The sequence below is a fragment of the Microcoleus sp. Pol7_B2 genome, assembly GCF_036701035.1.
Taxonomy (GTDB): Bacteria; Cyanobacteriota; Cyanobacteriia; order Cyanobacteriales; family Microcoleaceae; genus Microcoleus.
Genome location: NZ_JAUBQB010000113.1, coordinates 1 through 13,992 on the forward strand (window position 1 = coordinate 1; position 13,992 = coordinate 13,992).

At 45.7% G+C, this 13,992-nt stretch carries 17 protein-coding genes and 1 rRNA gene; 6 read left to right on the forward strand and 12 right to left on the reverse strand.

Annotated elements, in window-relative coordinates:
* Positions 1 to 178 precede the first annotated feature (178 nt).
* Together QUA57_RS26440 and QUA57_RS26445 are read left to right on the forward strand one after the other, a co-directional pair.
* Positions 179 to 421: a hypothetical protein gene (locus QUA57_RS26440; protein ID WP_333064467.1), complete on the forward strand. Its 243-nt coding sequence runs from the start codon at positions 179 to 181 to the stop codon at positions 419 to 421.
* Positions 381 to 668, forward strand: coding sequence for a hypothetical protein (locus tag QUA57_RS26445; protein WP_333064466.1), 288 nt, complete (start codon positions 381 to 383; stop codon positions 666 to 668). Before QUA57_RS26440 ends, QUA57_RS26445 begins: the two co-directional genes overlap by 41 nt.
* A 231-nt stretch (positions 669 to 899) precedes the next feature.
* Here QUA57_RS26445 and QUA57_RS26450 read toward each other — a convergent pair whose 3' ends face one another.
* Positions 900 to 1,235 carry an HNH endonuclease gene (locus QUA57_RS26450; protein WP_194012309.1) on the reverse strand — a complete coding sequence of 112 codons (336 nt, stop codon included), beginning with the start codon at positions 1,233 to 1,235 and terminating at the stop codon, positions 900 to 902.
* Between the two features lie 220 nt (positions 1,236 to 1,455).
* Here QUA57_RS26450 and QUA57_RS26455 point away from each other — a divergent pair, with 220 nt between their 5' ends.
* Entirely contained in the window at positions 1,456 to 1,707 is a 252-nt protein-coding gene (locus tag QUA57_RS26455; protein ID WP_333064463.1) for a hypothetical protein, read from the forward strand.
* A gap of 136 nt (positions 1,708 to 1,843) precedes the next feature.
* On the opposite strand, the gene QUA57_RS26460 is transcribed toward QUA57_RS26455, so the two are convergent.
* From QUA57_RS26460 to QUA57_RS26490, 7 genes are all read right to left on the reverse strand, one after another.
* On the reverse strand, positions 1,844 to 2,653 hold the full coding sequence (locus tag QUA57_RS26460; protein ID WP_333064460.1) for a peroxiredoxin-like family protein: 810 nt from the start codon (positions 2,651 to 2,653) through the stop codon (positions 1,844 to 1,846).
* Positions 2,654 to 3,108: 455 nt separating this feature from the next.
* Positions 3,109 to 3,591 carry an Hsp20/alpha crystallin family protein gene (locus QUA57_RS26465; protein ID WP_333064458.1) on the reverse strand — a complete coding sequence of 161 codons (483 nt, stop codon included), beginning with the start codon at positions 3,589 to 3,591 and terminating at the stop codon, positions 3,109 to 3,111.
* A 153-nt stretch (positions 3,592 to 3,744) separates the two neighbouring features.
* A complete protein-coding gene (locus tag QUA57_RS26470; RefSeq protein WP_333064456.1) occupies positions 3,745 to 3,984 on the reverse strand; it encodes a hypothetical protein in 240 nt (79 codons plus the stop codon).
* A gap of 492 nt (positions 3,985 to 4,476) precedes the next feature.
* Entirely contained in the window at positions 4,477 to 5,331 is an 855-nt protein-coding gene (locus QUA57_RS26475) for a hypothetical protein (protein WP_333064455.1), read from the reverse strand.
* A gap of 148 nt (positions 5,332 to 5,479) precedes the next feature.
* Complete coding sequence (locus QUA57_RS26480; RefSeq protein WP_333064454.1) at positions 5,480 to 7,384, reverse strand: AAA family ATPase; 1,905 nt, start codon at positions 7,382 to 7,384, stop codon at positions 5,480 to 5,482.
* A 104-nt stretch (positions 7,385 to 7,488) separates the two neighbouring features.
* Entirely contained in the window at positions 7,489 to 8,406 is a 918-nt protein-coding gene (locus tag QUA57_RS26485) for a phytanoyl-CoA dioxygenase family protein (protein WP_333064452.1), read from the reverse strand.
* A 234-nt stretch (positions 8,407 to 8,640) separates the two neighbouring features.
* A complete protein-coding gene (locus QUA57_RS26490; RefSeq protein ID WP_333064450.1) occupies positions 8,641 to 8,856 on the reverse strand; it encodes a hypothetical protein in 216 nt (71 codons plus the stop codon).
* 38 nt (positions 8,857 to 8,894) lie between these two features.
* On the opposite strand from QUA57_RS26490, the gene QUA57_RS26495 reads away from it, so the two are divergent.
* Together QUA57_RS26495 and QUA57_RS26500 are read left to right on the forward strand one after the other, a co-directional pair.
* On the forward strand, positions 8,895 to 9,314 hold the full coding sequence (locus QUA57_RS26495) for a hypothetical protein (protein ID WP_333064449.1): 420 nt from the start codon (positions 8,895 to 8,897) through the stop codon (positions 9,312 to 9,314).
* Between the two features lie 137 nt (positions 9,315 to 9,451).
* On the forward strand, positions 9,452 to 10,099 hold the full coding sequence (locus tag QUA57_RS26500) for a hypothetical protein (protein ID WP_333064448.1): 648 nt from the start codon (positions 9,452 to 9,454) through the stop codon (positions 10,097 to 10,099).
* 90 nt (positions 10,100 to 10,189) lie between these two features.
* On the opposite strand, the gene QUA57_RS26505 is transcribed toward QUA57_RS26500, so the two are convergent.
* From QUA57_RS26505 to QUA57_RS26520, 4 genes are all read right to left on the reverse strand, one after another.
* On the reverse strand, positions 10,190 to 10,606 hold the full coding sequence (locus tag QUA57_RS26505) for a DUF3024 domain-containing protein (RefSeq protein ID WP_333064447.1): 417 nt from the start codon (positions 10,604 to 10,606) through the stop codon (positions 10,190 to 10,192).
* A 640-nt stretch (positions 10,607 to 11,246) separates the two neighbouring features.
* Positions 11,247 to 12,221 (reverse strand): GIY-YIG nuclease family protein, encoded by a 975-nt coding sequence (locus QUA57_RS26510; protein WP_333064446.1) that lies wholly within the window; start codon positions 12,219 to 12,221, stop codon positions 11,247 to 11,249.
* A gap of 100 nt (positions 12,222 to 12,321) precedes the next feature.
* Complete coding sequence (locus QUA57_RS26515; protein WP_333251448.1) at positions 12,322 to 12,684, reverse strand: hypothetical protein; 363 nt, start codon at positions 12,682 to 12,684, stop codon at positions 12,322 to 12,324.
* 58 nt (positions 12,685 to 12,742) lie between these two features.
* A complete protein-coding gene (locus tag QUA57_RS26520; protein WP_333064444.1) occupies positions 12,743 to 12,958 on the reverse strand; it encodes a hypothetical protein in 216 nt (71 codons plus the stop codon).
* Positions 12,959 to 13,916: 958 nt separating this feature from the next.
* Between QUA57_RS26520 and QUA57_RS26525 the strand changes: the two genes are divergently transcribed.
* Positions 13,917 to 13,992, forward strand: a 16S ribosomal RNA gene (locus tag QUA57_RS26525); the annotation flags it as partial.

Here is a 13,992-nt window from a genome sequence, read left to right on the forward strand (position 1 = left end):
AGGTACTGGAATAATAATGAATCCTCCTGTATTTATTGTTTTAAGCACTGCATAGCTCTTAACTGAACCGTATTGGGTAATAACTTAGTAACAACTTCTTCGGCGACGCTGGCGATAGTTTTATCTGTATCAAAAGCGATCGCCAGTTTTTTCTATCAGACACCAGCGAGGCATGACTATGACCAACGGCAACGGGTCTAACGGTGACACGTCTAACGGTGATACGCCCCAATCAGATCCAATACAAAAGTTAACGGAATATGTCGAATCTGTGGAGATTTCTCTGGAAATCCAGGAAGATAAAACAGATGCTATTGAAGATCAGGTAGCAAGTCTTACCGAGCAGCTAACCGAGTTGAAACAACAAGTGAAAGACATATATGGAGATGAAGACGACTGGCAACGTATGTCAAAGACTTGACGGACTTATCGCACGCCGTCAGGCTAAAAACCGATTGCAGCGGTCAAAGCTGGAGCGAACCAAGCGCTTGCGAGATGAAGCTGCCTTGGACAGACCTTTTAGAAAGTCCCCAATGCTAGACTTCGTTGATGATTTGGTACACCGTCCGCCGAACCAAGAGCAGATGCGCCAGCTTAAGGAATTGCTAAAAGAAGAACAGAAGGCGATCGCTCAACTGATTGCCCTAATTGACCAACACCTAGATTGATTTACTTCCCTGATTGAAGCCGAGGTGATTCTTCAAAGATGTTATGAGGCGGTCAATAGACACGCCTCTTCATCTTTTTAAGGGCGCGAACCTGAAAGTTATCAAATATTATAAAGATTATCAGTATTTTCCCCTCAATGGAAACCACCGAGCTCTCTTGAGATTGCCTAGCCGCTCTCAAATTAATGAAGCGGATGGCAGCGGATTCGGCTCAAATCAATTGTCCCGTCCCTATTCCTCAAAAGAAGCGATGAGCTCCCAATCAATACCATCATCAGGGAACAGAGATAACTGCCCAGGTGATACGTTAGACTGACCCCTATTGTGGTACGAAAGATGGCACGCAGTACACAGGGCGACTAAGTTTTCGAGACGATTGTCCTCTGGTATCCGATTGCGGTGGTGCACCGTCAAAGTCAAAGCACACCGTTCGGATTTAGTTAAACCGCTTTGTTTACCGGGTCTGAGGCACTGTTGGCGGCACTTAGCGCAGCGCCACCCCGCATTTTCCTTGATTGATAGCGCAATCTCAGACCAATTATCGGGATACCTCTTTGGTTTAGGCATAATAATTGTAAACGCTCATCTCTCTCTAGTATGGCGAGATATTTTGTTGCCATTACTCAGAATACCGCCTCATCTAGGTCTAAAAGATATCGCATTCGGGGAGGCAAGGGCAGGACAGGGCGGGTTGGGGTTTTGGTTTGGGTTTTTAGTAATGTTAGGGGTGAGGAAGTTCACAGCCTGAGTGCTGCTCACGGCATCTCTTAATCAGGAGGCAAAGGAAATGGATCAGGCAACTTTAAGGCAAATGGCGATGGCTACGTTTTCACAAGTTGGCATTCAATTGGATGAAGCTAACGTCAAGGCGGAGATTGACGATAACTGGTTTCTTGGTGGTCTTGAGCCAACCAATCAACTTTACTTTGTGCATTTGCTAGTTGACGAACAAGGGCGGGAAGAACCGGGGCGACATGGTTGGGTAGAGTTCAATTGGAAACTAGAGGTGCTCCCGTTGGGAGCTGCTGGAACAGGATGAATATGGTAAGCAAGAAATTGCCAGCAGCAATGATGGGATTGAGTACAGTCGCATGAATCCCCCTATCCGTAAGCCCATGCTCATTCGCTATCGGCCGCTCTTACCCCCTGCCAGCACCACATTATAAGTATGGTAGTTAGTGCATATCGCCATGCCCCAGCAAGTCTCCATCAGCCACCATTTCTGAGAGAAATGTCAGGGGATTGCTCATATCAGCAGCGAAACCAAGAATGGCGCGATCTCGATGTTCGTAGATTAAATCTCCCCGAGCATTAAACAAGAAAGTTGCGCCTCGTTGAGTGAGATAAGCAGCATTTGGAACATAGGTTTTCCAATTACTCAGCACTTCTCCCATATTACGCAGCCGCAAAGTTGCCAATTCAAATGGACGCTGGAAACCTTTGCCACCTGCCCACCGGAAAGTGGAGCCTCTGAGGGGTGGAAGAGGGAAAGCCTGAATAATTTCATCATCACCAATTAATTGAGGTGCTCTTGCGTCGCCTCGATATCCTCTCCATACTTCTGCCAGAGTGCCAGGGCTACCAATCCCGGAACACATGAACAATAGATTGAGGTAAGCATTCATAGCAGCCGATAAACCGGGTAGTTTTAACGATAAACCTGGATACAGGTCAAGTTTTTGGTGCAGTTGGGCACTGGGATCTACAAACAAACAGTCGGCAGGAAATCCTGTATAGCCACAGAATCGCTGACCCGATGAGCGTGAGCCAATTCCCACAGCTCGGATTGCTATCCCTTGTGTTTCCAGCCGTTGAGCGTCCCGCTGCAACCACCAAGCATATTCAAGGCTGTCGAAATCTCCCAATTGTGGCAAAAGCAGCACCAATTGCCTCATAGAAGATTCGCAACCGCTCAAGATGGGTAAAACGGCTCCATCACTCACCCGTTGGCGTGAGGTTTGGCTCAAGAGGGTATGGATATTCATCGGCTAATTATCGATTAAGGAATTGGGAAAGTAGAAAATAATCAGTTGTTGGACAGATGGTTTACTCACATCAAATCGGGCGACTACTTTCGGAATTGATGTATCACCTGGTTGAGATGCTTTAACTATTGCGCTTGAGCTGGCAGGGTATGTCTAGCTGTGCTACTTTACCACAGATAAGCTGATGCTGTCGGGCGATCGCCAATCCTCTCTCCGCGAGAGCAGACTCAATGAAATTGGTGCCGACAAGCGTGAAATATTTTGACAGACTAACTGGAATCAGCGCGGGTTCAGGGCATCTGTAGGTAACTTTTCGCTTGGCTTTCCTACATAAAGAATACCGAGAGCAAATATAGCTCCCGGTATCAACTTTTCCAGTTCCGTTGTTGTTAAGTAAATCCAATCAGGCTCAATGAAAGGAAAATTTGCCTCACTCGATTAAGCACAGCAGATCGTTATTGGTTAGCCTGTTCCAAAGCGGGATTTGTTGAAGCTCCAGCAATTTCGGCTAAGTTAATCTTGACGACTTTATTGCGAGCTTCAGTCACTTTGGGCAGAGTTAGCGTTAGAATGCCATCTTTGCATTCAGCTTGCACAGAGTCATTTTGAATGTGTGCGGGCAAGGGAAGCACCCGGTGGAATTTGCCGTAGCGAAATTCAGAGCGGACGTAACCAGATTTTTCTTCTGTGTTTTCGTAGCGGCGTTCGCCAGAAATAGAAATTGCTTCGCGGGTGACTTGAACGTCAATGTCTTTGGGGTCAATTCCGGGCAGTTGCGCTTTTAATACGAAGTTGTCCCCAGCATCAGCCAATTCCAGAGCGGGCATCCAAGTGGCTTCTGAGTTATCTCTCGTTGTTGCCCGTTGGTCAAAAACTTTATCGAGTTGCTGGCGGATGGTTTCAATTTCCGTAAAGGGTTGCCAGTAGCGCATCAACATAATCTGTCACCTCAAAGATGGTAAAATTCTATAAGGAAAGTGTGGGTTGAAGCTCGTTGCTTACAGTTATTATGATGCCGCTTTCTAAGTGAGAGTAACAGTCAGGAGAACCCTACTGGGGTGGTCGTATTTGCCAGAATTAGTGCAAAAAAACTAGAGCAATTCGCATTGAAGAAAACCGTACAAAGCTATTCCTAGAAACCTAAAATGCTGTGGCAACCACGTGATGAGCTTGCCGAGCGACCTCTGCTGGCGTGTGAGCGTCACGGGAAGGATCGGCGGTGTTGCCAACCGTACCAAAATGCGGTGCGGGTGATGTTTAGTAGGGTAAGGACGTGCTGAGCGGGCGTGAGCTGCTTCCCCATAGCCATCGCTGTATGAGTGCGATCGCATAATCCCCTTCTTAAAAACAAAGTTTTGATATAGCTAGCTGCGGGAGTGGGAGTCCCACATTAACGCCTCCACAAGCGGGGCGTTACCCACAGCTAACTAATAAATTCTCCCAAGCAGTAATTCAAAACAGCCAAGACACTTTCATTGTCTAACGACCCAATGTCACCTGCTTGAAAATGCCTAGTAAGGTGTTATGCAGAAACAGAAAGTAATAGATACCGAAAGCAGCCAAGCCCCCTAAAAGCATTGCTGGAGATTGCCGAAACTGGGCTATACCAATGAAAACACCAAGGAAAATTGACACAACCATAGCGGTCTGAAGGTCGAACATGAGGAAAAAGACTCCTTTCTCTGAAACTATTGCAATCCAGCATAGGTGGACTGCCCAAGCGTCAGAGGCAATGCGATCCAGATTTGAAGTTTTGTTAAGCTTTGCGGTAAATGTGGACTGCCCAAGCGTCAGAGGCAATGCGATCCAGATTTGAAGTTTTATTAAGCTTTGCGGTAAATGCCGCCTGCCCCATCCGTGCAAAGCAATTCCCCTTTGTGCCATGCCCAGCCGTGCAAATTGCGGCTAGCTGACACTCCTAAACTCAGTGCTTCCCACAGCGATTTGTTGTAGGCAACCAATTGCTTTCTGAGCAATGGGTCATTTTTTGCCTCAATTTGGCACGTCCACAGAACCATCCCAATCCAAGAAAAACCAACTTTGTGCCAAACTAAGTTTGTTTTTAATCTCTGCTCCTCTGCCTTCTTAAGTTGTGGGTAAGTGCCATCCAACTCGGATCGATCCAGAAGTTGAGTGTACTGCTTACCTACTTGCCTCCACTTTTTCATCGGAACCTCATAGTAGGGTTCCAGACATACAGAGAAAGAACTGTCCGCATCTTCTTTTAAAGTTTCAGCAAATAAATCATAGGCTGATTGAAATGGATATTGTCTCAGGCTAGCTTGGTGCAAAAATTTGGACGATAAATGGGCGGAGAGCTGGGGACACTGCGCTACAGAAATTGTCAAATTTTGAAGCTCTGCGTGGCATTTTTTGACATATTTTTCAGCAACTTTGCAAAGCTCCCACCGGGCTTTGTACTCATTAACGCAGCAGTTCATTAACTCAGCTTTTCGTTGAGAAATCTCTTGCCGTTTTAGAGCTTCCTCAACTGGGTAATAGTCCTTAACAAGCCACTTAGATTTCCAGCACTCAGCCAAAAGAAGCTGGGTTTGTCTTGCTTTGTGCCATTCCTCTATCTGAGCTGGTGTCTTAGCTTGCTGTAGGAGGCGATCGCTGGGCAAGCTAGCTATAAGTTGGGCAATTTGTTCATTTATTTCAGGGATTTTTTGATTCATTAGGTAATTCGAGATAAAGTGGAGGACTTCGGACGGCACAGACTAAGCGGGGATTGCAGGCAAGCGAAAGTTTGAGCATGGCGGATGGGTTGGGGGTTTGGTTTTAGTTTCTCCCAAAATCCGGGTGTTGGGAGCGATCACACTCGCGTCAATCCAGCGCTGCCTTACCTTTGTCAAGGATACCTCGCAAAAATTGGGCTAGATCGGCAAAGTGTTCTGGGTTATTTTCAAGCAGCCATTCCGTGAGCATTAGTGAGTGCGAGGTTTTTTTAAACTTGACCCGCGCTTCTGATAAATCGGCAAATAGCGCATCGAGGACTTTTGCAGCATCAATTTTGCCAATCCATTCGGCATTACCTAGATGTTTTGAAGTATCGTCTTTTGAACGCTGAGTATTGGGTTTTGGGAAGTAATTCTTATTTAATTTATGGGTTTCGAGCCGTTGTCGAACTTCTTCGCCACTAACAGGTTGTTCTCGCCCCGCATCTTCATGATTGAGTGCGGCTGCTATAGCATCGGGATGGAGCAGGTAATTTTCATACATTCGCCTCTCCAGGAATTTAACTGGGTGCTGGCTTCTTTTCTGCAAATCCTTCATCTCTTGCTGACAGCGCTCCTCCAGATCGAACACAAATCCAACCGTCGGGGGAAACAAACTGCTGCCACCGCTGAGTTTGTCGTAAACATCAAATACGAGATGAGCGCGTTTTCCCTCAAAATCGCCAGTATTCTTAACAGCAATAATTTGAGTACCCCTTAAAGGCTTTTTGGCTACTTTTTCCAAAATTAACGGAAAGCACCGCTCCTCGGTCGGCCCTTCCACCCAGAGGATGCTGTCCGCACCGAAAACGTCAGACAAACTGACTCCCAGTTCGGCTAATAGAGAGCGCTGTTCCTTGATATCTTGCGAATTCATCATTGATGCTTTCGTTTCCCCGCCCTCAGACCGCAGCTTCACGATAGTTGAGGGATTGGCAGCGGAAATAATCTCGGCCGAATGAGTGGCAATAAAATATTGGTGCTGCGGAAACTCTTTGAGGATTTCTATCAGTTTCTTAGCCGCCCCTGGATGCAAATAAGATTGGGGTTCGTCAATGATTATTGTTCGAGGAGCTGGGGAAGCCAACACCGCGTAAAGAATTGCCAGCACCTGACCAATACCAGTCCCGCACTCTGACAAGGGAAATGCTAAATCTTCTCTATCATTTTCAGATGCTTCTTTCGACCAAATTAAAATTTCTAATTCCTGGCTTCTGCGACTCGCGTTAATCCCACTCGAATCTTTGATGATGGGCTTAGGCCTGACAGAAACTTCGCCTATTTCAGGAAAAATAGTGGATATATACATCAAAAAACGATTAAAAAGTTTCTTTTTTCCAGAAAGTTGAAGTTGATTTAAGACTTCAGCCAAATTCGAGGCGTCCGGCTCCAGTTCAGACCGATCGCCAAATAAGCAGCTTGCTAAATTGGGGCGTTCTGCATAAAGCCTGTATGTATGGCAACTAAAATATTGAACAATTCTGGTTGTTATTTCGTTGTCGGCAGTGTTCCTATTGAAATTAACACCCGACGCTCTATCAATAAGGTAGTCTTGTTTGTTGACGCAATAGATGTTAAAGGTTAGGCTATCGCTTAAGCTTTTCTCTATTTCAGCTACCTTGCAGCTCTCCTCCATCCTAACTCTAATTTCTACAGCAGCACGAACCTCCAACCACTCTAGAAAAAGGCTGTGCATAGTTTGAGCCGATAGAGTTCGGTCTGTTTTGTCACTGTAAACGAACTGAAAATCAATTGATAGTTTTTTGGCAACTTCTTCGATTGCCGACTTGTCTGCTACTAGAGAAACTTTGGCGCATGAGTCTGAATTAAAATGTAGCAATGTTTTGAGACTGCGATGGGATTTCTTCTCGAAATTTAAGCTTAAAGCTTCCAGCAGCGCTGTTTTTCCTGAATTGTTGGCTCCCACAATAATATTGATGCCGGGTTGGAATTCTAACACCCCAGAATCCCGGAATGACTTGTAATTAAGTAACTGAAGACGGAAGATGTACATAACTGTGTTTTTGAGAAAACGATACTTGAGCGCTCCGAGCCTGGTGCGGTAGCGAGGCGGGCTGACTACACTTTAATTCAAACACACAATACTAAAGTCTTCTTCTAGCAAATCTGACCTTGCTTAGCAGCAGTAGAGTGACCAATAGGGTTACTGCCAACCCACCTTTCATCCACTGGTTCCGATGCCAATTGATAACGGCTGTCCGAGGAGAGTCGAATAGAAGGAGAATGGTTATCCAAACTCGCATGAATGGTAAACATACCAAAAATCAGAACATCTCCAGCCTCGAATTCGGAACTCAACCAACGTCCTCCGTATTTACAGCGCAAAGAAACCGGGTTTTTGGATAAGGCTCCATCCCACCCTTTTTGATTGGAGGCATACAAATGAGCCGTTTTTCTGTTGGCACAATAGCGATCGACATCTTTACATCCATAGCTATTTTTAATAGTCTCTAGATGATGAGAATTTTCCAAAATCATTAACCCCCCTAATTCCCAAGGAATATCGCCTAATGGAGTCCAAGCCGTGTAAAGCTTGTCAGTTCCCCGTCCCATATACACAATGTCACAATGAGCGTAAGTTCCTTTTCCTGGGGCGACGGCTCTAAGCCAGGTGTAATCGTAATGCCGGACTTGACCGCCTAAAAAAGTTCCAAAAAATTCCATCATCCGTCCCGAATAAAGCAGTGTTTTCAGTGTTGAACTCCTGGTTGCTAAATCGGGACGGAAATGTATGTTTAATCCAGGTTTAGCGATGCAATCTAGAACAGGGCTTGAGAGTTCCAAGCTTCCCTCAGCAGCTAAACAAGTTGCAATTTCCTGACGAGCTTGCCAAACCTCTTGAGAGTTAAGAAAGGCTTTTAAGTATAAATAACCGTCTTGTTGCATCCTCCGTCGCAATTGCTCTGGCTGTCCGAGTACATCGGAGGAATCCCTTAGATAACCAAAAGCCTCCTCACTGCAATCTAGTTCATAACCTAGGGAACTTAGCGCTGTTTTTGTTTGCTTAATCAGCATCGTGGCTACCCGTTTAAGCCGGGACAGTAGAAACTTCAGTATTCAAAAGATGTGCTGGATAACACCTTTACCGGGGGGTGGATTATCCGTCAGCTCTGCTAGATAACACCCTAGTTTTAAGGAATTAAACAGAAACGAAAGCAGGTTAAGTCCGGGCTCTTGGGTGTTATCTGTCACTTTTGCTGGATACCACCCCCTATATCGGTCTTCTCCAAGATTAACCTATGTCGCAACCTACCGCTTGCTTGAGGCTCTGCCTTCGCAGAGCAGGAACGAGTGCGATCGCCCTTCGCTGTAAGTTGGGTTGAGTCTGTCACGTCCTTGCTTGTGAATCAGCAGGTAATGTGAAACCAAACATGACTCGATAAAAATTGGCGTATTGGTGGCGATCGGCAACAAGTTTGGTAATAGATTGGTCATGGTGACAATAGAACTTGCTAAGCTTGACACTCCCCTTATTTCCGAATATGTTAACCGTGGATAAAAATGTGAAAACTTTGTCTGTTTTCCTACCGATTTTAGCACTGGGCATTGTTGCCACACCTGCACGCGCAGGCCGAATTGAGGGAGCATCTGTTTCCTGTTGGTTGCTTCGCCGAGACCTGATAGAACTTAAGCAAACCTGCATCTATGAGTCAGTTTCTTGGGCTGGAGGCGGAGGAAGGACTTTGCGCTGGGAAGATGGCAGGCAAACAAAAATGACGTGGGGATTACAAGGGCGCGGAGAAAAACCTTGTGCCGAGGATAGCACGAGCATAGATGGTGTCTGCGGTGTGGTATATTTCCGCCATCCCACCACCTTACAACGGATTTCTGAAGAAGAGAGCTACAAGCGCGCCATAAACCGCCAACTGGCCGTGACCTGTGTCCAAGTACAAGATAAATCAATCTGCTGGCTATTTAGATGAAATTCATCACAAAGAAAAAGGTGTGAGTGTTAAAGTTACATTCGCCGAAGTACCAAAAATATATCAAATCTCATACCAAGTTGCGTTCAGACGTACAATCATGAGTGATACCAAGTTGGGGTATAAATCCTAATTCCATGAGTAAAAAAAACTTTTTGCTGGTACTCTGTCTGTTGCTACCTTGCCTAGTCATAGGCTGCAAGCAGCCACAAACCTCTCAACAAACATCAAGTCCGTTTGCCGCCACACAAACCACCATCCCAGGTTGGAAAAAATTTGAGGGACGCGGTGCACAATTGCAGTTACCGGAGAGTTATAGCGGCGGAGATCTCAGCCAATATCTGGACGTGGTGGTTCAGAAGCTGGAATCTTTGGGGCCCTACTATCAGCAGATAGCTCAGTATCTCAAGCAGAATCCATCCGCATTCGTCATCTGGGCTTTTGACTCGAAGGTTAGTAAATCAGGTGTTCTGAGTAATGTCGCTCTTGCTGCAGAGCCAGTTGGATCTACAGTGACAACAGATACATACTTGGATGTACTTACCAAACAATTACCCAGCGAATATCGCGTAGTGGAGCGGAAGCAGGTGACGCTTGACCGCTATCAGGCAGGTCAGATCGTGACAGAAGCCACAATTTCGGGTGTAACTGCCAAACAGATAATGTACACGATTAAGCAGGGGAGCAATATCTGGATTGTTGTATTCTCTACCAGTGCTGAGGAATTTGAACAGCGCTTGCCCTCGTTTCAACAAAGTATTAACTCGTTTTCAGTGAGCGATTAGCTGGACTTTCTTGACGTTCGGAAACACAAAATACTCCGTCAGGAGAGCCTATTCGATAATTAAAAGAACGATTGCCAATTAGAGCAACAATTAAGGATGTAACAGGGGATTGTTTCTAATTTCCGATAAACATTCTTCTAAAGACAAACCATGCAGAATTTCCCACCATTGTCCCGTATGTCTCATGTAGGCTACATTAAAACAATCTGGCCCAACATATTCTAGGCGGGCGGAGCGAGACTCAAAAGACGGGGAAATCGCCCTCGGACTCGGACAATTATAAGTTGAGCAGAAGTAAAAATAGTTGCGATACCACTTGCCAAAGATATCCGTTCGATAATTGAAATCATGGTCTGTGGGTGGAGAGGCGATATATTTGGGCTTAAATTCTGTTTGAATTAACTCATTACATTTTTGTTCGATTAATTGTTTCTCAGTATCAGGCACTGTAGGTTTAGACTGTTTGCCAGAAGAAGAAAGCCAGAGCTTTTTTGCTTTTTTTGCCATTGAATTTGTTTTCCTGATTATCTAGGTAGAATTGAAACGACAAAATCGATCGTTCGACCTACTGTGAAGGTAGTGGCTGCTTGCAACAACCTTTGTTGGGCTACTTATCAAGGCGGCGTAAGCCTCCAAGTAATGCGAGCCGCTTTTGTCAAACGGCGCAATCTATGCCTTGATTGGGTGCGGTGCGGATGATTTGTAGCAAGCACGCTCTCGTATTGATAATACTTAATTTTCCCCGCGAAACTGCCTTACTCAAAATTTTTGGCTCCATCCCATACAAATCCCGTAGCACAACCTTGACGTTAGGAAACACAAAATACGAACGCCCGTTGCCCAATGCGGTGATTAAACACTTTCTAACCCAGATACCACAACTACGAGCGTGTCACACTGCGCCTCTTGTTCTGCCTAGCTATGGATTTGGTGCTGGGCTCCGCGTTGCAATCCACTTTCTTTTTTTGGCTCTAAATCTTCTTCAAAGCGCTCGGGGTACAGCGAGGGGTCTAAGCCTACATTATGCCCCGCGCGCCTTAAACACAACGCAAAAATAACGGTTTGAGAGTGTCGATCGCTTCGAGCGAACAAAGACTGATTTTGTTGATTTGGTGGGACAAGCAGCTCGAACAATCCTTTAACTCAATTACGGGACGGGTTTGCTTTCGCTCGTGCGTTCGCCTAGGTTGACTGATTGGCAGCGAGCGGAATCTGATTGCTCGCAATTGAGTACATCCACCTCAATCTCGCTCAGCACTTTGGGTTCCATCTCATACAAATCAGTCAGAATAAGCTTGACATTGGGAAACACAAAATACTCCGTCAGCTTGCCAATCCGGTAATTAAAGGGTTGATACCGGTGTTTGAAGTACAGTTCGACATTCCCCCGGCGTTCCCACAATCCCAGCAAATTGACAACCACATTCGAGTAATGCGCCCTCACATCCCGCTGCACTTCCGCGATTCGTTCCTCGATCGCTCTAGTAGTAATTCCAATTTTATAGAAGCAGCTCTCGTCAGCTTTTACCTCAAGGAAATAGAGCGAATTGATTAGAATCCGACGAAGTTGCGCTCGATAAATCAGCAAATCAGCCCGCCGTTCTTCTAAGCAGGATAACCCCGCAGATAAAGCAATCTCTACAGAGCCTTCCAATGAAGCCAGCTCCGACAGCAGCAAAGGTTCTTGGACTTTGTTGAACAGCGCCAGGGGAAGAGCACCCACTGGGATTTTACCCAAGTCGGTAAATTGATAAGTGCGATCGCCAACTGACTCCAGCAATCCCTTGAGCTCCCACCGAAAGTTTACCAAGTCTTTGGGAATACCGTAATCCTGTGTGCCGTACTCTTTCCACAGCACTTTCAATTGCTCCAATTCCTCACCCTTAAGCTGGATGGTGAAGTTGTCATAGAGAGGCAGCGATGGGAAAGCTCTGGTTTTAATCCGCTGCGACACGGGCTTGCAAGTGTCCTCGGTGTGCGCGAAGTGATGTTCTTTCACTTTCCCCTTTTTCGCTGTCAATCCGCCACCGCAGTAGAGGCAAGTTAGCTGAGTTTTTCCGCGCACAACTTCATCAATGCTCGCCAAGTTACCGTCGGGAGCAACACCAAATTTTAGCCACATATTTATAAAAATTCTTCAAAGCAGGGTTTGAAGATGCACCCGCTTTTATTGACTATCGAGATCGATCATTGTATCACTCTAGCCGTTTTCTGTTGCAGCTTCACCTTTTTACCAGCGAAGAGAAAAATTGGTGCAGCAAGGTTTTAACTTTTCGGTAGAATAGGGTGAGGGGAAGCAGTTCGTCCTCGCGTTGCTCACTTGGTTGCTCACTTGGTTGCACTCTTGTGTCGCAATAAGCTTTGGCTGCTGCTAGTGCTGATGAATGCTTGGGAGTTGGCTGATTTCCTGTATCCTCCGAAGGACGAAAAGGATTATGGGAGCGGCGATCAAAATCTCCAGGCAATGTGTAATCATCAATAATGGCAGAGTAGCAAGAATAGCCAACTCCACCAGGCATAAACTGACTGAAACGATAAATTTCAATCGACTGGTCTTTGTAGATTTCTTTGTAAACCAAGTCCATAGATCCTGTCATGAGGTTTGGCGCTGTAATTACAAAGTGTTCTGTATCCGCGACACAATCAGGGAATGCAATCGCCCAGAAAGTGAGATCCCTCTGATTCTAGCAATCCCAACAACCGCCTTCGTAAGTTTATCAAATCTTTCGGAATCGGACAATTAGCAGCACCGTACTCTTTCCACAGCACTTTCAATTGTTCTAATTCCTCGCCCTCTCGTTGGATTTTGAAATAGTCGTAGAGGGGAAGCCAGAGGAAGGCTTTAGTTTTGAGTAGCAAACTTGGCTAATTTGCAAGTTTCCCCGATGTGGGCTTGCGTGGTACTCTTTCACTTTCCCCTTTTTTGCTGTCAATCCGCCACCGCAGTAGAGGCAAGTTAGCTGAGTTTTTCCGCGCACAACTCCATCAATGCTCGTCAGTTCGCCACTGAGAGCAACACCAAATTTTAGCCACATTGTCAACAATTCTCCTAAAAGCAGGTTCTGGAGATGCACCCGCTCCACATGACCAACGATTCTAACAAATCCAGGGGTTAGGGCTTCTGCCTTGGGAAAGAAAGCGATCGGCACTCGATGCTCTTGATGCGTGACTTTAATCCTTGCATCCACCAAAATCTAAAATCTAAAATCTAAAATTGCTCGTCACCAATCAGGAATTTCTTCAGATTCGGAGTCGGATAGGGATTGTGACAACTGAAGCAGTCACATCCCTGCCCAAATACCACACATCTTAAAAAACTTAAACGAAGCTGCACCTGCAACGAAGCGACCCAAAGATTCGGCGATTGGGCACCTATACTCGATTCACGAAATAGCCCAGATGCAACAAGGGAGGAGCGAGCACCGACTCGGCTGCACACAGTCTTCCTGGCTAGATTAAATGAACCACTCTATCAGCTTGAATTCAATGCAATATTGCAGCTAGTAGAAATAGGCAAGTAGAGAAATTACTACAAAAAAATTCGGTTCCCTCTACTAACACCACCAGAGTAAGAACGCTATAGTTGATAAACGTCGAAAAAAGGGCAGCTTGAAGCGATGCCCCCAAGGCGCTGAACCTAGAAAAAAAAATAGTTTGAAAGCTTAAAGCACTATTAACCTCGTCAAAAAATTAAGATAGAGAGTCAAGGCGAAAGCTAATACTCAATATCACAAACAACGAGAAAAAAGTCAAGGAAAAAAACCAGTCTTCTGGGCTAGCGTGGAAAGAACTTGACTCAAGCCAAAAAAAACAATCCAACACGGAGAGTTTGATCCTGGCTCAGGATGAACGCTGGCGGTCTGCTTAACACATGCAAGTCGAACGGAGTAGAA